The 18,454-nt window shown below is 62.2% G+C and carries 16 protein-coding genes; 6 read left to right on the top strand and 10 right to left on the bottom strand.

Annotation, left to right across the window (positions count from 1 at the left end; genetic code table 11):
• Nucleotides 1–341: 341 nt before the first annotated feature.
• From CH286_RS02675 to CH286_RS02665, 3 genes are read right to left on the bottom strand one after another with little or no spacing between them, the layout of a single operon-like run.
• Entirely contained in the window at nucleotides 342–1,934 is a 1,593-nt protein-coding gene (locus CH286_RS02675) for an alpha/beta hydrolase (RefSeq protein WP_094608271.1), read from the bottom strand.
• 22 nt (nucleotides 1,935–1,956) lie between these two features.
• Complete coding sequence (locus CH286_RS02670) at nucleotides 1,957–2,598, bottom strand: hypothetical protein (RefSeq protein WP_094608270.1); 642 nt, start codon at nucleotides 2,596–2,598, stop codon at nucleotides 1,957–1,959.
• 21 nt (nucleotides 2,599–2,619) lie between these two features.
• The gene (locus CH286_RS02665) at nucleotides 2,620–3,072 is read right to left on the bottom strand and encodes a hypothetical protein (protein WP_141215781.1); all 453 of its coding nucleotides are present in this window, start codon (nucleotides 3,070–3,072) and stop codon (nucleotides 2,620–2,622) included.
• A gap of 138 nt (nucleotides 3,073–3,210) precedes the next feature.
• Between CH286_RS02665 and CH286_RS02660 the strand changes: the two genes are divergently transcribed.
• Nucleotides 3,211–3,852, top strand: coding sequence for a TetR/AcrR family transcriptional regulator (locus CH286_RS02660; protein ID WP_255182553.1), 642 nt, complete (start codon nucleotides 3,211–3,213; stop codon nucleotides 3,850–3,852).
• 74 nt (nucleotides 3,853–3,926) lie between these two features.
• Here CH286_RS02660 and CH286_RS02655 read toward each other — a convergent pair whose 3' ends face one another.
• From CH286_RS02655 to CH286_RS02640, 4 genes are all read right to left on the bottom strand, one after another.
• Nucleotides 3,927–5,813 (bottom strand): S9 family peptidase, encoded by a 1,887-nt coding sequence (locus CH286_RS02655; RefSeq protein WP_094608268.1) that lies wholly within the window; start codon nucleotides 5,811–5,813, stop codon nucleotides 3,927–3,929.
• A 22-nt stretch (nucleotides 5,814–5,835) separates the two neighbouring features.
• Nucleotides 5,836–7,404 carry an alpha/beta hydrolase gene (locus tag CH286_RS02650; RefSeq protein WP_255182552.1) on the bottom strand — a complete coding sequence of 523 codons (1,569 nt, stop codon included), beginning with the start codon at nucleotides 7,402–7,404 and terminating at the stop codon, nucleotides 5,836–5,838.
• 39 nt (nucleotides 7,405–7,443) lie between these two features.
• Complete coding sequence (locus CH286_RS02645; protein WP_094608266.1) at nucleotides 7,444–8,166, bottom strand: MerR family transcriptional regulator; 723 nt, start codon at nucleotides 8,164–8,166, stop codon at nucleotides 7,444–7,446.
• A gap of 86 nt (nucleotides 8,167–8,252) precedes the next feature.
• The gene (locus CH286_RS02640) at nucleotides 8,253–8,933 is read right to left on the bottom strand and encodes a DUF3159 domain-containing protein (RefSeq protein WP_094608265.1); all 681 of its coding nucleotides are present in this window, start codon (nucleotides 8,931–8,933) and stop codon (nucleotides 8,253–8,255) included.
• 906 nt (nucleotides 8,934–9,839) lie between these two features.
• On the opposite strand from CH286_RS02640, the gene CH286_RS02630 reads away from it, so the two are divergent.
• Both CH286_RS02630 and CH286_RS02625 read left to right on the top strand, forming a co-directional pair.
• Complete coding sequence (locus CH286_RS02630) at nucleotides 9,840–11,018, top strand: DUF4062 domain-containing protein (RefSeq protein WP_141215780.1); 1,179 nt, start codon at nucleotides 9,840–9,842, stop codon at nucleotides 11,016–11,018.
• 289 nt (nucleotides 11,019–11,307) lie between these two features.
• Entirely contained in the window at nucleotides 11,308–11,787 is a 480-nt protein-coding gene (locus CH286_RS02625) for a MarR family winged helix-turn-helix transcriptional regulator (RefSeq protein WP_094608378.1), read from the top strand.
• Nucleotide 11,788: 1 nt separating this feature from the next.
• On the opposite strand, the gene CH286_RS02620 is transcribed toward CH286_RS02625, so the two are convergent.
• Complete coding sequence (locus CH286_RS02620) at nucleotides 11,789–13,498, bottom strand: hypothetical protein (protein ID WP_255182551.1); 1,710 nt, start codon at nucleotides 13,496–13,498, stop codon at nucleotides 11,789–11,791.
• A gap of 111 nt (nucleotides 13,499–13,609) precedes the next feature.
• On the opposite strand from CH286_RS02620, the gene CH286_RS27570 reads away from it, so the two are divergent.
• A complete protein-coding gene (locus tag CH286_RS27570) occupies nucleotides 13,610–14,242 on the top strand; it encodes a hypothetical protein (protein WP_141215779.1) in 633 nt (210 codons plus the stop codon).
• A gap of 438 nt (nucleotides 14,243–14,680) precedes the next feature.
• Here the strand turns inward: CH286_RS27570 and CH286_RS02605 are convergent, their stop codons facing one another.
• Nucleotides 14,681–15,394 (bottom strand): IclR family transcriptional regulator, encoded by a 714-nt coding sequence (locus CH286_RS02605; RefSeq protein WP_094608261.1) that lies wholly within the window; start codon nucleotides 15,392–15,394, stop codon nucleotides 14,681–14,683.
• Between the two features lie 240 nt (nucleotides 15,395–15,634).
• Here CH286_RS02605 and CH286_RS02600 point away from each other — a divergent pair, with 240 nt between their 5' ends.
• Both CH286_RS02600 and CH286_RS02595 read left to right on the top strand, forming a co-directional pair.
• Entirely contained in the window at nucleotides 15,635–16,225 is a 591-nt protein-coding gene (locus CH286_RS02600) for a TetR/AcrR family transcriptional regulator (protein ID WP_094608260.1), read from the top strand.
• Entirely contained in the window at nucleotides 16,222–17,826 is a 1,605-nt protein-coding gene (locus CH286_RS02595; protein ID WP_094608259.1) for a carboxylesterase/lipase family protein, read from the top strand. Before CH286_RS02600 ends, CH286_RS02595 begins: the two co-directional genes overlap by 4 nt.
• Nucleotides 17,827–17,859: 33 nt before the next feature.
• Here CH286_RS02595 and CH286_RS02590 read toward each other — a convergent pair whose 3' ends face one another.
• Nucleotides 17,860–18,231, bottom strand: coding sequence for a hypothetical protein (locus CH286_RS02590; RefSeq protein WP_094608258.1), 372 nt, complete (start codon nucleotides 18,229–18,231; stop codon nucleotides 17,860–17,862).
• Nucleotides 18,232–18,454 lie beyond the last annotated feature (223 nt).

The following is an 18,454-nucleotide window of genomic DNA, read 5'->3' as shown; positions in this document are numbered from 1 at the left end:
AAACTTTCCGTCATCAAAACTTCGCATTCGTGCAGCTCAGGCCTAGTTTCCTGTCGGACAGTTTTCTTCGCGTGTGGCTCGGTGTCACGAGGCTGTCACAACTGGACCTGGCTGACCTGCTCGACACCCGCGACCTCGAATCTTCACCCATCGAAGAAGTTGCGACCATTCCCGCCACGGTAAGCACGAACCCAGCGAGGATGATCCATGATGCGTAGCCGAGGCGCGCGGCGTTCCACGCCGATGCGCTGCATAACGATGCGATTGCGGTAGCTCGTGATTGAGCGCAGGGACGGCTGAGCCATCGAGCGGATCAGGGCCCGCTCGATGGCTCAGCAGGGTCAGATGGTGCAGCGTGCACCTTCATCCGGTAGTTCGAGGTCGATCAGGTAGTCGGCGATCGCTCCGTCGACACAGGCGTTGGCGGAGATGATCGTCCCGTGCTGGTTGGCCTCGACCGTGAGCAACCGCGCCCCGAGGGTGTCGGCCAGGCTGATGCCTCCTTCGTGAGGCGTCACGGGGTCGCCGGTGGCCGAGACCACGAGCACCTCGGGAAGCCCGTCGATGTCGGTGGCGTAGGGATATCCGAGCGTGGGCTCGGCCGGCCAGAACTCGCAGCCGTCCTGCGCAGGGGGAGGCGATCCGGGGTCGAGGAACGGCACAGCCTCGTTGAGATCGCGGCCGAGCTGAGTCATCTCTTGTTCGGTGAACCGTTCCTCGTCGAGGCAGTTGATGGCGAAGAGCGCTTCGAACGAATTGGTGTACTCCCCGCTGTCGGATCGGCCGTAGTACCCGTCGCGAAGTGCGAGGAGGGCGTCGGGTCGTCCGGCTTTCAGCTCCGTCAGTCCCGTGATGATGGCGGGCCAGTTGGCTTCGGAGTAGAGGCCGGAGACGATTCCTTCGCCGGCGGCGAGGAAGCCGACCTGTCGTCCGTCAGTGGCTACGAGCGGCTTTTCTTCGAGGGGTTGGAGGAGCTTCTGGGCTGCAGCGGTCGCCTGCGCCGGGTCGGTTCCGAGTGGGCATGCGGCTTGTGTGACGCAGAAGTCGGCGAAACGCTGGAACGATGCCTGCAGTCCTTCGCTGAGCTGGATCCTGCGATCCGCGGTGTCCATGAGCGGATCCACCGCGCCGTCAAGAACGAGAGCACGGACATTGTCGGGGAACAGGTCAGCGTACACCGAGCCGAGTCGAGTGCCGTAGCTGACTCCCGCATAGGTGAGCTTGTCATCGCCGAGCGCGGAGCGGAGCACATCCATGTCGCGAGCGACATCCCGTGTTCCGAGGTGGGCGAGTACCTCTGCGCTTCCGGAGCCGTCGGCGCATTTGTCGACAATGGCGCGCGCGGATTCTTCGGTCCACCTACCGAGAGCCGACAGGGGTGCGTCGGCGTCGCGCTCCTCATCGGAGTAGCAGTCGATTGCCGGATTGCTCAGACCGACTCCACGCGGATCGAAGCCGACGATGTCGAAGCGTTCGGGGATGGGGCCTCCCGTCCACAGGGCATTCACCAGCGGTGCGAGCGTCGTCCCTGCCGCTCCGGGACCGCCTGGGTTCAGCAGGACAGAGCCGATCGGGTTGTCGCCGGTGGCGGAAATACGGGACACGGCTATCTCGATGGTCTCGCCGTCGAGATCCTCGTAATCCATCGGGACAGTGAGCATCGCGCACTCCGCCTTCTTTGCGGCCTCGACGACTTGGGGAACGGGCGGCTGGGAGTCCACGACGCTGGCATCGCACGCCCCGAACGCGAGCTCCTGCTCCATGAACCGTTCGAGGCCAACCCCGTTCGCGCTGTCGTCATCATTCGGTGCTGCACCGGAGCATCCGGCGAGCAGGAACACTGAGGCAGCGGCCGCCGCCGCCATCACCGGCTTAGGCCATCGCCGTCGCTCCTCGGCCTTCCGTCGGAATCCCGTCGGAGTTGTGTGTGGCATGGTGGTGTTCCTTTCGTAGGGTTCAGCTGGCGAGTTCGTCTATCCAGCTCGATCGCATCCGGAGAGCTCGTTCCGTGCTGCCGATGACAGCGGCGAATGCGATGAGCAGGTTGACGTGGATCGGGAGTCGGATAGGTGAGGTGAAGGTCCCGATCGAGTCGGCGATGGCGGGAATGAGAGAGAGGGATGCGATGATTTGCGGCACCTCCACGCAGAGTCCGCCGATGACGAGCAGCATCGAGATGACACCGATGACGCGACTGGGACCGGGGTGCCGGTGGTGCAGCCGAGCGCGACGTCCCTCTGCGGATGCGGGATCGGGAGACAGCTGCTGTTCGGTGCCGTCCTCACGCACGTAATGGCAGCGCTTGAGCCCGAACCCCGTGGCCGCGACCTCGATGTGCCCACCGGGGACGGGGAAGCGGGTCGGCATCTTGGCGTACGACTCGAGTGCGCCGTCGACGTAGAGGCGAGCGCGCACCTCACCGTCCTTTGCGTCGCCCATGTGCCGTACATCGACTGCGTAGATCGACGTCGTGCCGTCGGGTGCGGTGAGCGTGATCGACCGGAGCGATCTGCCGAACATCTGCCACCAGCGGTAGCGGCGGAGCGGTTCACCCGATCCGGCGCGAATGCGGCGGTAGCGCCACCGTTTGATTCCCATCTGCTCGATCCTCGATCTCTACTAGTACAGCGTGATAGTCGCTGATGACGCTAGCACACTGTGATGGAAAATGGTCACGGAAAAGTAGACGCGAATGTTGAGTAGAAGCAACCGGGCGCGTGCCCAGATCCGCAGGGCCGCAGCGATGCTGGGCGAGACACTCACGGTGTGCTCGAGCGTGGGGTCGTTGACGGCACCGGTCTCCGAAATGGCCGCAGGGTTACGGCGGTACTTCGAGCGTTGTGCATTCGACCCTGTCGTCGGCAATGCCTGTGACAGCGGGTTGCACGCAGGGAAGTCGATCGTTTGTTGGTCGTAACGTGTCGGTGCAGCCGAAGGCTGCGGCTCGACCGGGGACAGTGCGCTGCATGAGGTGAGAGCCCACAATCCGGCCATCGTCGCTGCGGCGGTTTCGAGCACTGCCGTCCGGCGGCCGTGATCCTTCCAATTCGGATGGGATCGACTGTGGAACATCGTAATTCCTCTCTCAGAGGCTCAGAGGCTCAGAGGCTCGGTGGCGTAGGTGCCAGTGCTGTGGGGTTCTCTTCCACGGCGCGACTAGTACAGCGTGATAGTAGATTTAACGTATCACGCTGTATTAGGGTCGGGGAGGTGTCGGACAATGTGGAGACTCGAAAAAGCGAACCCAGCACAAGGGATCGGATTCTGATCGCAGCCGCGACGATGGTGTCCGAGGATCCGGGTACCCGGATCAGCGTCCGAGCGGTCGCCGCGCGAGCAGGGGTCAGTACCGGATCATTGCGTCATTTCTTTCCCACGCAGCAAGCGTTGATGGACGAAGTCGCCGCGGGAATCACCGGGCTGGTGGCGAACAAAAATGTCATCGAAGACGCCACTGTGCCTGCCGAGGAGCGATTATTGGGGTGTATGCAGCAGGTGTTGTCGGCCACCGGCACCGGTGAGCAAGCCCGAGATACGTGGCGACGGGCGTTCGGCACCTACCTCAGCTCGGAGCTCAACGCTGACGCCATCGACACGTACATCGCTCTCAGCGCGGCCGGACTCCGGCACATCGAACACTGGCTGGACGTCCTCGACAAAGAAGGTGCCCTGCCGCCGGGTGACAACACCCAGCGCGCCGCCTATCTCAACGTGGTACTGGACGGGCTCTCCGTAGCGCGAGCCCTCCCGACCGACGCTGCTCGAATTCGCTCGGAAACAGACGTTCTGCACCACGCCATTTCGATGCTTTTTCACACCGCTGCACCCGTGCCGAAGGGCGACTCGGACTGACTTCGACGACGAGCTCGAGTTCTTGCCCGGTGTCACATCCTGTCGAATCGCATCGACATCGACTGTGCTTCCGGTCATTGCAGACTACGGCTGCCGAGGTGCTGGGCGAGAAATTCTTCCACCGCGCGGTAGTAGCGAATACTGTTCTCCGGGTTGACGAATCCGTGGCCCTCGTCGTCGAACACGAGGTAGTCGACGTCGACGCCACGTGACCTCAGGCGCTCGACGACGTTGTCCGATTCTGCCTTGACGACCCGAGGATCGTTGGCACCCTGTGCAATCAGGAGTGGCGCGCGTATCGCGTCGAGCTTGGAGATGGGGGATCGTGCGAGCATGTCGGCCAGCTGATCGGGGTCGGCGGGGTCGCCGACGAAGCGGTGCCAGCTGTTGATGATTCCCGGGCCGATGAAGGCCGGTTGGGTGCGCATGAAGTTCGACAGATCCGAGATGCCGACGCAGTCTATCGCCGCGGTAAACGTGTCGGGAGTGAACGATGCGCCCACCAGCGCCGCATAGCCGCCGTAGGAACCACCCATGATGGCAACTCGCTCGCGATCGGCGTACCCCGCTTCGACCGCCCAGTTCACTGCATCGATGAGATCGTCGTGCATCGCGCCCGCGAATTCACCGACCGCGGCGTTCGTGTGCGCTGTGCCGTATCCGACGGACCCGCGAAAGTTGACCTGCAACACTGCATATCCGCGGTTCGCCAGCATCTGCGCGATGGGATCGAAGTTCCACGAATCCCGATACCAGGGGCCGCCGTGCACCAACAGAACCATCGGCAGACTCTCGGGTGTCACGCCCACCGGAAGCGTCAGATACGACGGCAGAGCCAGCCCGTCGCGCGCCTGAATGCTCACCGGCACCATCGGGGCCATGTCCTCGGGATCGAGATGTGGGTAGGGGCGGAACAGTCGGCGACTCGATCCGGTGGCGTGATCGTAGTAGTAGGAGACGGACGGATCGCGGTCGTGGATGAAGCTGACAATCCACTTCTGTCCGCTTTCGTCGGAGGACAGTGCTCCGATGTCACCGTCGAACAGTTGCTCCAGATTCTTCAGGATCTCTGCGAAACCCGGTTCCAATGCATGGATCACCTGGCGTTCTCCCAGATACCGAACACCGATGAGCTCTCCGGTTGCACTGTCGCAGATCAGCGGTGGCGAGGTCTGCTCGACGGCTCGTCGCGCACCGTCGAGTTCGAGTGTCGGGTGGCTGTCGACGACGGTCTCCTCGCCGGTCTCCAGGTCGAGTCGAATCAGATGGGCCAAGTCGCGCCCTCGGTTGGAACCCAGCCACATGCCGGTACCGTCCGCAGTGATCTGCATCGGGCTGATGCCCATCGGGTAATCGGTGCCATCGAACGACGCCACCGTGGTTTCTGCACCGGACTCGTCCAACCGCGTGATGTCGATGGTGCCGTCGGCGGTCATCGCGAAGACGAACACCTTGCCGTCGGCACCGAGTATCGGATACCGGCCGACGCCCGGGCTCTGCCGAATCATCGTCAATTCACCTGTGGCAATGTCGATTTCGTACAGATCGAACTCGGCGATGTTTCTCGCATTGATCAGGACGGTATACACCCCTGCCCGCCCCCGCACCGGTTCGATGGCCACCGCGCGGGAACCGGGAAACGGCGTCAGATCGACAGCAGCGGCATCGGAATCCTCCAGGTCGACTCGGAACACGTGGTCGTTCTCGTCACCACCGGTGTCCTGCAGATACAGCAGCCAGCGGGGGTCGTCCGTCCACCGGAAGTCGTGCACACTCCGGGTTTCGTCCGCTGTGACGCAGCGTGGTTCGCTGCCGGGCGCGAGGTTCTCGATCCACACATTCAGACGGTTCTTCCACGGCGCGAGGAACGCCATCGTGTTGCCGTCCGGTGAGATCGTGGCACCGGAGCGAACGGGTGGGCCGAAGAAGTCCTCGACCGAGATCAGTGGGGGTGCAGTCATGATTCGTCCTTTCGTTCGGCTGCTACAGAGCGCAGCGGGTGTCGGTCGGTGGGGATTGGAGATCGACGAGGTAGTTCTCGACGATGTCGTTGACGCAGGTGCTTGTTGCACCGAACGCCACGGTGTGCTGGTCGCCATCGACGGTGAGAAGCGAGCCGCCGAGGGTGTTCGCCAAGTTGACGCCTCCCTCGTACGGTGTGGACGGGTCGCCGGTGATCGAGATGGTCAGAGTGTCGGGCAGTCCGTCGATGTCGGTGGCGTAGGGGATGTCGAGAGTCGGTTCTGCAGGCCAGAATTCGCAAGGGTCTCGTGCGCCGTCCGGTCCGAGGCCGGCGTCGGTGAACGGTGCTATCTCTTGAATCTGCCGCTTGAGATCGACTTCTTGTTCCGGGGTGTTGCGCTGTTCGTCCATGCAGTTGATCGCGTAAAGCGCTTCGGAGAAGTTCGGGACGGTGCCGTCGGCGTCACGTCCGCCGAAGATGTCGTTGATCTTCAGAAGGGTATCGGCCTGTCCTGCTTGAAGTTCTGCTATTCCCTTGGTGATGACCGGCCATGCCGAGGAGTCGTAGAGGCCCGCGATGACGGCACCGTAGGCGGCGTCGAAGTCAATGACGCGGCCATCGGGGGTGACGATCGGGTTGTCGATCAACGGTCTGACGATCTGTTGGAAGTTGTCGACAGCCTTGCTCGGATCGGTGCCCAGTGGGCAGTCGGGCGTGCTCGCGCATGCCGCGGCCATGTCGTCGAAAGCTTTTTGGAAGTTGGTGTATTGGTAGATCCTGCGCTCAGCGGTGTCCTGCCCCGGATCGATTCCGCCGTCGAGGACCATCGCGCGCACGTTCTCCGGGAACATTTCCGCGTAGACCGCACCGAGTCGTGTTCCGTAGCTCTGGCCGAAGTAGCTCAGGGTGTCGTCGCCGAGCACGGCGCGGAGAATGTCCATGTCGCGGGCAGCGTCGCGGGTGCCGACGTGTTCGAGGACATCGTCGCTGCCGGATCGTTCGGAGCATTGGCTCACCAGCTGTCGTGCACCGTCCTCGGTGAGGGTTCTCGAGCCCGTGAGGACCGTGGTGTAGGCCTGCCCTGCCTCGTACTCCTCATCGGTGAAGCAGTCGATGGCCGGTGTGGACGCACCGACACCGCGGGGATCGAACCCGATCAGGTCGAATCGTTCGGTGAGAGGACTCTGCGCCCAGGTCGCCGTCGCACCTGACGCCGCCATGCTCATTCCTGGCCCGCCGGGTCCGCCGGAGTTGAGCAGGAGCGAGCCCACCTTTTCTCCGCGTGCGGGGGCCTTGAGCAGCGCGATCTGCGCGGTGCGTCCGTCCGGGTTCTCGTAGTCGAGTGGCACATCCACTCGGGCGCATTCGAATCTTGGGTCACTGGCGAACAATTGCTCGTCGGTCGTGGTAGTGCCGTAGCCTTCACACGGCTCGAAGGTCACGTCCTGGTCGTAGAACTGCTGAAACTGCGCTGTCGGCTCGGAGCCGGCGTCCGGTTCCGGCGGCGACTGGCTGCAGGCACCGAGCAGCATGATGGACGCTGACGCTACAGCGAAAAGTCCTGCTCTCCTGTTGGCGGATACGGGCATGGTCGGTCTACTCCTATCGAATTGCATTGTGCTGATCGTCTATTCGGGATCGATGGCGTTGAGTGCCGCAACCTGTCGCAGCACGTCGCGTTGCGCAGGGTTGTACAGGTCCTCCACGGCGACTGCGAGGGCGCGAGTCACCCGTTGCCTGTCGCCGTCGGATTCCGTGTCGGCGAACAGGGCCGGGAAACGAGCCGCCAGCCGGCGAACGTGCGGCGCCATTCGTTCCGCGAGATCCGTGGTGGTTTCGCTGTCGGCGTCGGCTGGGAGGTTGTCGAACTCCGGATCGGTGGGTAGCTGCGGAGTGGACCGCAGCAGATCGCCGTAGGCGTCGAGCGCCGTCGGGTTCAGTACGGTGCTGGCGAAGGTGATGAACTGACGGTCTGCTGTCGTCAGATGTGCTGCAGCAGATCCGAGTTCGGGTGGCAGATCGGTCGGAAGGGATTCGTGGAGAAGCATCGCGATTTCCAACCGTGCTCGGTGCAGACGCTCGATCGTTGCGCCGAGTTCGGCATCCAGGGTGCGCAGCGCCTGTTCCGGATGGTCGCGCCCATCACCCTGAGCGGCGATGTCGGCCAACGAGAATCCCAGTTCGGTCAGGCGTTTGATCTGCATCAGCCGTACGAGATGTGTGACGCCGTACTGCTTGTAGCCGTTCGAGGCACGCTGGGGCTCATCGAGTAGTCCGACTTCGTGGTAGTGCCGAACCGACTTCAGGGTGGTGCCGGCGAGGTCGGCGATCTGCCGCGTGCTCCAGCCCATGTCGCTCTCCTCCGGTTCGTTTCGGTCGGAATCAGTGTCGACTGTGACCTAACGGCATAGTCAAGGGTCAACTCGTCCAGCAAGGTCTACGCGGGGTTCGAGTGAACCAACTGTGCTGTGGAGCGGCGGAAGGCCCAGACGGTGACGAACACTGCCAGTGCGAGCAACGGGGTGCCCATTGCGATCCGGGCGAATGCGAGCCAGCCGGTGGCGTCGGTGTCGTACAACCAGTCCTGAACGACGTAGCGGGCACCGAACAATACGGCGAATGTCGACGTCGCGATGTAATGGGCGCGGGTGACGAAGCGATTCGACCGCCAGGCGTACTCGTTGCCGTGCAGCGCATTCCACAGCAGCCCGGTCAATGGTCGCCGGGCGAGTATCGAGATCAGCATCAGGGCCGCTCCGGCCAAGCTCAGCCAGATTCCGATGAGGAAGTATCCACCCGCAGAGCCAGTCCACGCCGCAACGCCGCCTGCGACGACGACGCCCAGTAGTCCGCCGCTGGCCTGCGCGATCGGCTCACCGCGCCGCACACGAATTACGGTGATCACCAGTGCGATCGCGATAGCGATGCCGACGGCGATGGGTAGGGCCACCAGAGCGTTAGCGGTGACGAATGCCACGACCGGAATCGCGGTGTAGATCATTCCGCTGGTTCCGCCGAGGTTGTCGAGCAAAAGCTTTGTTGCATCGACCTTTTCAGTGGTCTTGCCACCCGAAACTGTCTGCGTCTCGTTGTTGTCGGCCGATGTCGATTCTGGCATGTTCACGGTGCCCTCCTCGTCGATGCTTCGGTTCGCTCTTGCTTCCCTTACTGTCGTCTCGGCGACCGGCACACAACAGTGCACACAAACATGGGATCTGGTGACAGCATCATCGGCCGGCCATGACAGATGTCATGTCCTGGCAGCGTGATCGCTAGGTCGGTGGCCCGAGAACAGCGTCGACTGCGTCAGAGAGAGTTGGTTTTTTGCTGAACCGCCAGAGCACTCCAGGCGCACCGCGGCTCTGGCGGCTCCGCAACTCCAAGACAGATCAAGCAGGCGGCCGGGTAGCGAAACCCGGCCGTACAAGGGCAGCGACGAAACCTGCCCGTTCGACGCTGAAGTGCGCTGATGCAAAGTCGTCGCTGTGGAGCCCGCAGTCGCACGGTCCCACTGACTCGAGGGCGATATGGATTCGCGACGAATGAGTCTCGTTGTCACGAGTCCGCACAGAGCGTCGATCGCCAGGACGCTCTTCGTTCATCCGATACCGTGGCTGTCCGACACCGATCAGGACTGTCCGGTGTCGGAGAATCGGTGGCAGTTCGGTGTCACGAGAGTGTCACAAGTCGGTACGTTCGGACCTGGACTGGGCTGGACGGTCATGCACGAAAAGCGTTGTGAATAAACAAATATTGAGTCCTCTGAAGTCTGGGTGGATCCACTTCTAGGGACTTAAAATCCGCACAGTGTCGGTTCGAGTCCGACTGGGGGCACTGCGATTCCGCAGGTCAGGGTTGGTATGGGACGTGCATGGACGTTCGAACGCTCGTGAGAGTGACACATATTGACACATCTCAAAAAAATACGTGTCCCGGACATTGCCAGATCTACATGTTGCCACCTGGACGATACGACCAACGAGGCCGCTCAGATCCCGTCCTCACGTGACTTATCGGTCGGGTGATGTCTAATCAGGTGATGGGCCCACATGTAGACATAGATCAACGCTCCGCATCCGTGTTGCCGAGGCAAGAAGACATCGCTGACTGGGCGTCCGGCCGCAGGATCTTTGTTTCCAGCTTGATTACCGACATGCTAGATGAGCGTGCAGCGTCGAGGTCCGCGATCGCAGATATCGGCGCGGATCCAGTGATGTTCGAGCATGAGCTCGGAGCACAGGACGTCAGTGCCGATGAGGCGTATTTGGCGGGCGTTCGGGGGTCTGATGTCTACGTCGGTCTTTGGGGTCCGCGATATGGAGTCCGGATGTCCGATGGTTACTCGGCAACCCACGCGGAGTTTCTAGAGGCAGAAAAACAGGGGCTGAGACTTTGTCTGTTCGTAGGTGACGCCAACTCCTCGGACTTCGATGGCCAGCAGCGAGATCTCATCGCAGGTGCACGAAATCTATACACCACCAGCACATGGCATACGGTTGATGATCTTCAAGAACGCATTCGCACACGATTGATGGCTTTGGCAGCAGAGGACCTCGCACCGTGGGTCAGGTTGGGACCGTTGTTTTTCAGGGCAACGGATATTTCCGGCGACGGCACGAAATTGATCATCAAAGCCCAAGTTCGTTCCGCCTCGGTTCACGCGGAACTTGGTCAGCTGCGGGACGCTCGAACGCAAATTGTGTTTGCCTCCACTGCAGAGTCCAAAGTCGTACGGATCGATCGGTTGTCCTCGACGATGCGCTCGACAAACGTCCACGACGAAACCATTGAATTATCTGTTGTCTCGCAGAGACAGTCGGCGGCTGCCGTATTCCGTCTCGGTTCGATAAACGGTGTCCCCGCTGACGAGGTTCAGAAAAAATCGCTGACAGCCGGATTGTTCGGCGAGCCTGCAAGCGACGATTCTTTCTCGCCCTGGGGCGCGCTGACGGCACCGGTCGATCCTCTCAAACTTATCCGTCGACTTGGGCTCGACGACTCGGTCCTCCGGCCGATCGTGTCCTTGCTGATTACGCAACACCTGTTCGAGTCGGGCTCTGCTGCCGTTGTCAACGCAGTCGTTCTTGGTCCGTCTGTAGTCGGAAAGCGACGGCTGAAGGTCACCTGGGCGCCCCCTAAGATCTACGACAACGTTCCCGCCCCCTCAACGGTCACTATCGAAGGACTGCTGAGCGGCGTCTGAGGGAGATCTCCTGCGCCCGTGTTCTAGGTGGACTTCCTACGCTTCTGCAACGGGTCGAAGCTGTTTGCAGCCACAAATCCTGGAGGGTCGCAGGCTCTGAGGATGGGAGATGTCCTCAGCGCCTACATTTCATTGGGACGATCAGATCGAAAACGTCGTGCGGCAGCGGTGCGACCGTGCGCCACATCGGACGGCAGATGGTGACTCCGTGTGGCCGCCGCGGGGGCGTGTGTTCGTCGGTTTCGCTGTGGTCCGAGGTTCGAACGGTATCGTCCGGAGTGTGGCCCTGATGCGGAAGTCCGATTCAGAGACCGAGACGGTCGCGCTTGTCAACGAACCACCGACCATGTTGTACGTCGTCAAGCAGCTGGAGTTGGCGGTGCGTGTTCGTTTGGACGAATTGCTGAAGCCAATGGGCATCACCGTGTTGCAGTACACGGCATTGACCGTGTTGGCTCGACGCGATGGGGCGTCCTCGGCGGAGTTGGCTCGAAATTCGTTTGTCACCGCGCAGACGATGGGCGAGATGGTCACCAACCTGGAGTCGAAAGGCTTTGTCGCGCGTCGAGCGGATACATCGAACCGGCGTCGGATCTTGATCGATTTGTCCGACGCCGGTCGATTGTTGCTGGAACGGTGTGACGTCGACGTGCGAGCACTGGAAGAGCGCATGCTCGCAGGTTTATCCGACGACCAGCGAATCGGGTTGCGCGAGGTTCTGGTCGAATGTCGACGTGCGCTCTGTGGCACAGCGGTCAACGGCTCTTGAGCTAGCGGCCGCCGGATGAGGGGTTGGCTGCGAACCGGGCGAGAGTGGTCGACACTACTTCTGGGCGACCGTCGTTCTGAACTGGCGCGGCTGTCAGCACGTCGATGTGGTTGTATCCGGGTAGAACAACAGGTACGTCGTTCGGATTGTTCGACTCCGGCAACGAGATTCCGCCGTCGCCGTGGAATGTGACTATTGGGTTTCGGCTCACACCGTCCAGGTGCAGGTGATGCTCGGCGATGGACGGGGCGGCAGTCTGGCCAAGGTCGAAGTTCAATCGCGAGGGGAAGTACCACTCGGTGAAGTCGAGCGGTGGTTCGCTGAGGCTGCGTGCGACCTCAGCGACGGAAGAGACCTCACTGGAGCGGTTTGTGTACTCGGCTTCGTTGGGAAGCGATGCAGCGGTACCTACTTCGTCGTAATCCAACCAGCGATAGGTGACGTCAGGGTTGCCGTACACCGACGGTGATGCCTTGTTCGCGTCGCCGAAAGCGCCACTTCCACTGTCGCCGAGCGCTAACGAGGACGGCAGTGGGAACGACTTGTCGACGACGGGTCCTCCGGTGAGAAATCCTATGCTGGATTGCAGGAACCCGAGTGGTTGGGAGTTGTCGTCGAGTAATGCGCCGACGGTGGCTTCGTTGGAGACTTCGAGATCTCGCACATCGGGAGATCCTGTGACGGCCATTGCGGCGTCCTTGGACAGCAACGTACGGAGAGTCAGATCGATGTTTGTGTTGTCTGGGGCTCGGTCGAGAAGGGCATTCACGCCTTCCGGGTCCAACGTTGCGGCCAGGCCTGCGAGCGCCAGGAGGTTCGTCGTTTCCGGGTTGATGACGGCCGGGAGGCGGAGCACGGGCAACGCGCTGTCGAGTGCGAGCGACGCTTGTTCGAGCGGCCCCGCCAGAGGCGGCGGTATTTCGCTGAGTTCGGGTCCCCCCAACGCAGGCATACCGGCTTTGATGACGGTATCGAGGGCGAAGTATCCGCCGCATTGGTTGTACCCAGCGTCGTCGGTGGTGGCGGCGTTACCGTCGAAGTCCCACTCCGCGAAGTATCCGGTGAGGAATCCGCCGAGTGAGTGTCCACCGCAGAGGACCTTGTCTTTACGGGTCTCGGGGTCCGGTAGCTCGAGCCGGAGAATGTCGTATTGGTCTCTCAATGTTTGTTCCAGGCCTTGGCTTTCGAGCCATTGTGTGTCGGCCCCGTCCGCGTATCCGGCGAATTTTCTCCCGTCGACGTCCGCACCGCTGAAGTAGTAGTTCGCGGCGGTGTCGAAGTCCCGTGTTTTCAGTGCGGCTTGAACGCCATAGTGATCCTCCAGGCAATTCGACCGACGGTCGAGGGCCCAGAACTCGATCGAGGTGCCCTGGACTGCTGCCGCTGCCACAGTATTGCGCGCGACGCTGTCGAACGCACCGGCACCCTCGAAGACACCGGGCTGGGCGACGAGAATCCGGTCTGCCGACGCCGAGTCCTGTGGGCCCGAGGACGAGCGCCAGCGAAGATAGGAAAGGGCATCGCACCGATCCGGGTGCGGGGCTACGCCGGGTGGCAGCGGTACCTGGAGTGTGATCTCGGAGCTGATGATGCCGTCGACCGGGGAGCTCGATGTCCACAGAGTCTCGGTCCGCGCAGGGTCTGCGGCAGCGGTGGATCCGGTGACAACAACCAATGGAGCCATCAGAGCCGTAATTGCGGCGGTGGACACGAGTCTGAATGGGTCGGAGGAATATCGGGACCGTTTCATGTAAGGAATCCTTACATGCGGGCCGATGCCCAGGCGCAAATTCTTGTAAGTCACAAACCAGGTGCGAACTGTATGGGAGGGTCCACAGCGGGCACGGCGTCGGCGCAGAGGTCGACTCACGAAGGGATGAGATTCGCGGTCACGCAGGGAGAAATTATATCTACACATGGCGTCAAAGATCTGGTAGCGAAAGAGGTCGAACGCAAGGCCATCCGGGCCGAGGCAGACGATTGGGCCAGCCTTTCGGTGAGGAATCTTGCGGTGCATCTCGGTCTGGGTAACCTCGCTGCGACGGTAGCCGAAAGTTTCGGCGCAGACTCTAGCCCTCGACAGCGGTGTCCGCCGCGGCAGCGACGTAGTCGCAGCCAGTTCCGCCGCGACGTCGTCACCGTCGCACACATGGGCGAGGCCCCGCTACGTAAGATCGCGAAGGTTTTCGGAATATCCGAAGGATGTCTGCATCGCTGGCTGAAAATCGCCGACCGCGACGATGGAATCGCACGCAGTGGTGCCGCGGCGGCGGGCTCGGACGAGTCCGCCGAGTTGCGAAGGGCCCGCAAACGAATCAAGCTGCTCGAGCACGAAGCCGAGTTCATTCGCCTATCTTTACCGGGACGTCAACCCGAAACGAACTCCCCCCGCAAGCGGGAGGTGCCCCCACCGCTGGTACTCGACCCTCCTGCTGACGGAGTCCCGTCACACTGACCTGCCGGTTGCTCGGATTCTCCAATCAAGCGTTCTGCAATTGAAGAGACAGACAGTCACACAACGTAATTGGGACGGAGTGCATCTGATCAACATCGCTCGCGAGATTTACGCGGAGGATCCTGCATTCGGCTAAAGCTTTATCGCCGATGAGCTCGGTCAGACGCAGAATTCATCAGTAGCCGCTGAACCTCGTCCTCGGTGAGCGTCCGCATCTCGACGGGAACTCTCGGGGCGCGATCGACGGGAGCTGCGACGTGCCGAACAGGACAGACGCTGCGATCTGTTCGCTGAAATCGCAAAATTACCAAAAATAACCGACAGCTGTCAGGGATGCTGACGGGGTCGGGCCGGCGCGGCACCTTCCTCCCGCGACACCCGAGCGCCGCAATCGTCGTTGCGCAAGACGGGACGGACAGTGTCGGACGGGCCATTTCTCTATAGTGCGCGCGCCAGGGCCAGGGCGGTGGTGCGCACAGCCGGAGCTAATAACTCCGGTCGAAACTGAAGGGTCGGAACGGATACAGAGATCGCAGCGATCGGTTTGCCGTCGATTAATATGGGCGATGCAACGCAGCAACCACCGTCGGCGGCTTCTTCGCGCTCGATTGCTATCCCGGTCTTACGGATATCGATCAGCTGACTCCTCACTACGTCGGCGTCTACTATCGATCTGTCTGTGTATCGACGGAGCGGCCGCGCGAGAACAGCTTCGCGAAGTTCGTTTCCCTCGAACGCGAGCAGTGCTTTGCCGACACCGGTGCAGGTCAGTGGAAGGCGTCCGCCGATTTGTGACGGTAGCGGCATCGGTGTACGCACTTGAAGCTTCTCGATGTAGACGATGTCATGTTCGTCGCGGACTCCGAGGTGCACCGTATATCCCGTGACTGCGTGTAGATCGTGCATGTACGGCATTGCGGCCGTGCGAAGTCGGTAATTGACCGGGACTCGCTCACCGAGCTCGAACAGTCGCATGCCGAGCTCGAATCGGCGTCCGGCTCGCTGTATCCAATTGACGGCAACCATGTCGACCAGCATTCGGTGCACGGTTGAATTCGGCAGGCCGGTCCGTGTAGCAACTTGCGCAAGCCCCAAGGCGTCACCGGGGGGAAATGCGTCGAGAATCAACGTGTAGCGTTCGAGCAGCGACATGTCATCCCGTTCATGAGATGCATCCTAGGTTAGAGCATCGGGATGCTCGTATCGTCTGCCGCATGTCATCAGTGGAAGAGCATGTGATCGACGAGGCCGTCGATCGCCTGGCCAGAATGACGATGCGAGCAGAGCGACGTCGAGCGGACCGGCGACGAAAAACCGAGTTACGGCGTCGCCTTCCTGGATCTGGATCTGACATAGGTGTCAGATTTTAAGCGATGATGCTAAATTGGCCTCATGGACCACACGTTCCTCCAATCGGCACGACGCGCTCAACTCGTCGATGCCGCGATCGACGTTCTGGCCGACCTGGGTGCCGAACAGGCCTCTCTGGTGCGGATAGCCGAGTGCGCGGGCGTCAGCCGCGGGGTGGTGAACTACCACTTTCCTGGGGGACGTCGCGAGTTGTTCGAGGCAGCTGTGGACGCCGTTTACGACCTCGGCCGCCGGGAAGTGCAGCCGGACACGCTGTCGGCGCAGTCGCCCCGCGACAGCGTGGCGTCGTTCGTTCGGGGGAGCATTGCGTTTTACGCCCGCTACCCGAGTCACCTCCGGGCCCTCACCGCGATCTACACCAGCCGCACCGGGGACAGTCTGCGGCGGGAGGATCGACCTGAGCATGCGGCCGAGATGATGGCGACCGCCGGCCTGCTCCGGGACGGTCAGGTGGCCGGTCAGATGCGCGAGTTCGACGTGACACTCATGGCGCTGACCATCCGCGCCATCCTGGATACTGCGGTCGGGTTGACCGCAGCGGGAGCCGACCCGGTTGTGCTTGCCGACGAGCTGGTCAGCACCATTGATGGGGCCACGCGGGTGATCTCGTGAGGCGCGCACTGGCGGTCCTCGCGGCGACGGTGCTGGTCGCCACTGGCTGTTCGTCGGTGGGCAACAACGCGGCGACCGGGTCGGATCTGGTGGTGGACACCACGACGGGGACTCTGCAGGGGGTGGCCGTGGGCGAGACGCGCCAGTTCCTCGGTGTTCGGTACGCGCAGCCGCCGACCGGTGACCGCCGGTGGACCCTGCCCGAACCGGTTTCCGATACCGGTGACGTCCTCGATGCCACCCGGGCGGGGTCACCGTGTCCACAAACGGGAGAGACTGCGCAGGCCGTCTCGTCGACCGACGAGGATTGCCTGTTCCTGAATGTCACCGTGCCGGCCCGAGCGAGCGAGACACCGCGCCCCGTGATGGTGTGGTGGCACGGTGGCGGTTTCACCAGTGGAGCCGGCGCGCCGTACGACGCTCAGCGGCTTGCCGATCAGGGTGACGTCGTCGTGGTGACTGCGAACTATCGGCTCGGGATGCTCGGCTATCTCGGATTGCCCAGTCTCGACGAGGCCGGAAACTTCGGTCTCGCAGACCAATTGGCTGCTCTGCGTTGGGCCAACGACAACGCCGAGGTATTCGGCGGGAACCCCGACTCGATCACTGTGTTCGGTGAATCGGCCGGCGGAACGTCCGTCTGCGCCGCGCTGACATCACCGGCTGCGGTAGGTCTCGTCGACAGGGCCATTTTCTCCTCCGGCTCGTGCAGCCTCGCGTGGCCCGCTGGAACGCTGTTCCCCGGTTTGCCTGCGTCATCATCTCTGATTTCGTTGTCCGACAGCGAAGCCCAGGGTTCTGTGGCTGCTGCTGCGCTCGGGTGTACCGACCCCGACCCGCTGGGGTGCTTACGCGCACAACCCGTCGATGCCCTACTGGGGCAGGCAGTGTTGTTCGGTAACCCGATCGCGTACGGGACCGAACTGCTTCCGCAGCAACCGTCGACAGCAGTCCAGCAGGGGAATTGGCTGAAGGTTCCCGTCCTGTCCGGCGGCAATCGCGACGAACATCGCTCGTTCATCGGCGGACTCTTGCTCACCGACCCGACCGCAGTGACCGCGGAGAATTACAAGTCGTTGATTCGAAGCTCCTTCCCGGCCGACGTGGGAGCGGTGAGCGCTGCGTATCCGCTCGGTGACTACGAGTCGGCTCCCGTTGCGTGGGCCACCGTGGTGACCGATGTGGCGTGGGCCTGCACGACATCTCGCGGTGCACGCGATCTCGCTGCGGCCGGAACACCGGTGTACAGCTACGAATTCGCAGATCGCAGCGCGCACGACGTGAGCGGCGTGGGGTCATCGAGTGTGCCCCAGGGGGCGGCGCACGCCACCGACCTGCCGTACCTGTTCGATCTCGGCAGCGAAGATCTGCTCACCGAACCCGGACAACGCGAGCTCGGCGACGACATGGTGGCCGCCTGGGCCGCGTTCGCCCACACGGGTACTCCCGGTGCGTCCGATGACCCCGAGTGGCCCGTCACCACCGGTACCGAAACCCCGGTCATGCAATTCGACAATCCGGTCACCGGGTCAGGCGTGCACCTCGTCGATCATCGAGCGGAGCACCACTGCGAGCTGTGGGACGCGATCACCCCAGAGTGACGCACGAGCCTTACATCGTTCAGCGTCATCAAATCAACGGTCAGCCGCCCGATACACGAACCTGGTCGGCTCGACCTGGTCTCGGGTCGGAAATGCGTAAGCGCGGGTGGGACGTAGCTCCCACGCTTGGAAGGGTGGCCCACCGGGCGTCGGTGCCGCGTACGGTGCGTCGAGTTCGTCGTCTCGAACCTCGGTGGGCCAGTCGAAGACGTCGAGCATGGCTGCGGAGGCTCGGTGCATGTCGTCCGCTGTTGTGAGGCGTTCGGCAACACCCTCGGCGACGAGATGCACGTCGCCGAGGTCGATGGCCAGCGAGACCTCGTTGTCGTTCTGCAGGTGGGCAGTTTTCGACGCCGATGCCTTGATGGCGAAGAAGAATGACGTCTCGCCCCACGCGGCGAACACCGGCCGGGTGTGGACACCGCCTCGGCGACCACGGACGTTGAGCCAACTCGTTATCTCTCCGGATAGCAGTGTCGCTGCAATGTCCGACCAGTTTGCGGCTCCGTCGCTTTCTTTTTCGCTGGCGTTCCGCGGCCGGTGCGGCAAGCTCGTAGACTGCTCCACCACCCATCGACAGCAATTTGAGGCCCGATCGTTCCGGAATCCAGGTCTCGTTGTTGCCGAC

The sequence above is a fragment of the Rhodococcus sp. WWJCD1 genome, assembly GCF_002258735.1.
Classification (GTDB): Bacteria; Actinomycetota; Actinomycetes; order Mycobacteriales; family Mycobacteriaceae; genus Rhodococcoides.
Note: the sequence above shows the minus strand (reverse complement) of the source record. Positions and strands in the feature narration are given on the sequence as shown.

What these genes read in the sequence shown, in the direction of transcription:
- CH286_RS02675 (WP_094608271.1), bottom strand. Translation starts at nt 1,934, where the DNA reads ATGCCACACACAACTCCGACGGGATTCCGACGGAAGGCCGAGGAGCGA.
- CH286_RS02670 (WP_094608270.1), bottom strand. Translation starts at nt 2,598, where the DNA reads ATGGGAATCAAACGGTGGCGCTACCGCCGCATTCGCGCCGGATCGGGT.
- CH286_RS02665 (WP_141215781.1), bottom strand. Translation starts at nt 3,072, where the DNA reads ATGTTCCACAGTCGATCCCATCCGAATTGGAAGGATCACGGCCGCCGG.
- CH286_RS02655 (WP_094608268.1), bottom strand. Translation starts at nt 5,813, where the DNA reads ATGACTGCACCCCCACTGATCTCGGTCGAGGACTTCTTCGGCCCACCC.
- CH286_RS02650 (WP_255182552.1), bottom strand. Translation starts at nt 7,404, where the DNA reads ATGCCCGTATCCGCCAACAGGAGAGCAGGACTTTTCGCTGTAGCGTCA.
- CH286_RS02645 (WP_094608266.1), bottom strand. Translation starts at nt 8,166, where the DNA reads ATGGGCTGGAGCACGCGGCAGATCGCCGACCTCGCCGGCACCACCCTG.
- CH286_RS02640 (WP_094608265.1), bottom strand. Translation starts at nt 8,933, where the DNA reads ATGCCAGAATCGACATCGGCCGACAACAACGAGACGCAGACAGTTTCG.
- CH286_RS02630 (WP_141215780.1), top strand. Translation starts at nt 9,840, where the DNA reads ATGTCTAATCAGGTGATGGGCCCACATGTAGACATAGATCAACGCTCC.
- CH286_RS02625 (WP_094608378.1), top strand. Translation starts at nt 11,308, where the DNA reads ATGCGGAAGTCCGATTCAGAGACCGAGACGGTCGCGCTTGTCAACGAA.
- CH286_RS27570 (WP_141215779.1), top strand. Translation starts at nt 13,610, where the DNA reads ATGGGAGGGTCCACAGCGGGCACGGCGTCGGCGCAGAGGTCGACTCAC.
- CH286_RS02605 (WP_094608261.1), bottom strand. Translation starts at nt 15,394, where the DNA reads ATGTCGCTGCTCGAACGCTACACGTTGATTCTCGACGCATTTCCCCCC.
- CH286_RS02600 (WP_094608260.1), top strand. Translation starts at nt 15,635, where the DNA reads ATGGACCACACGTTCCTCCAATCGGCACGACGCGCTCAACTCGTCGAT.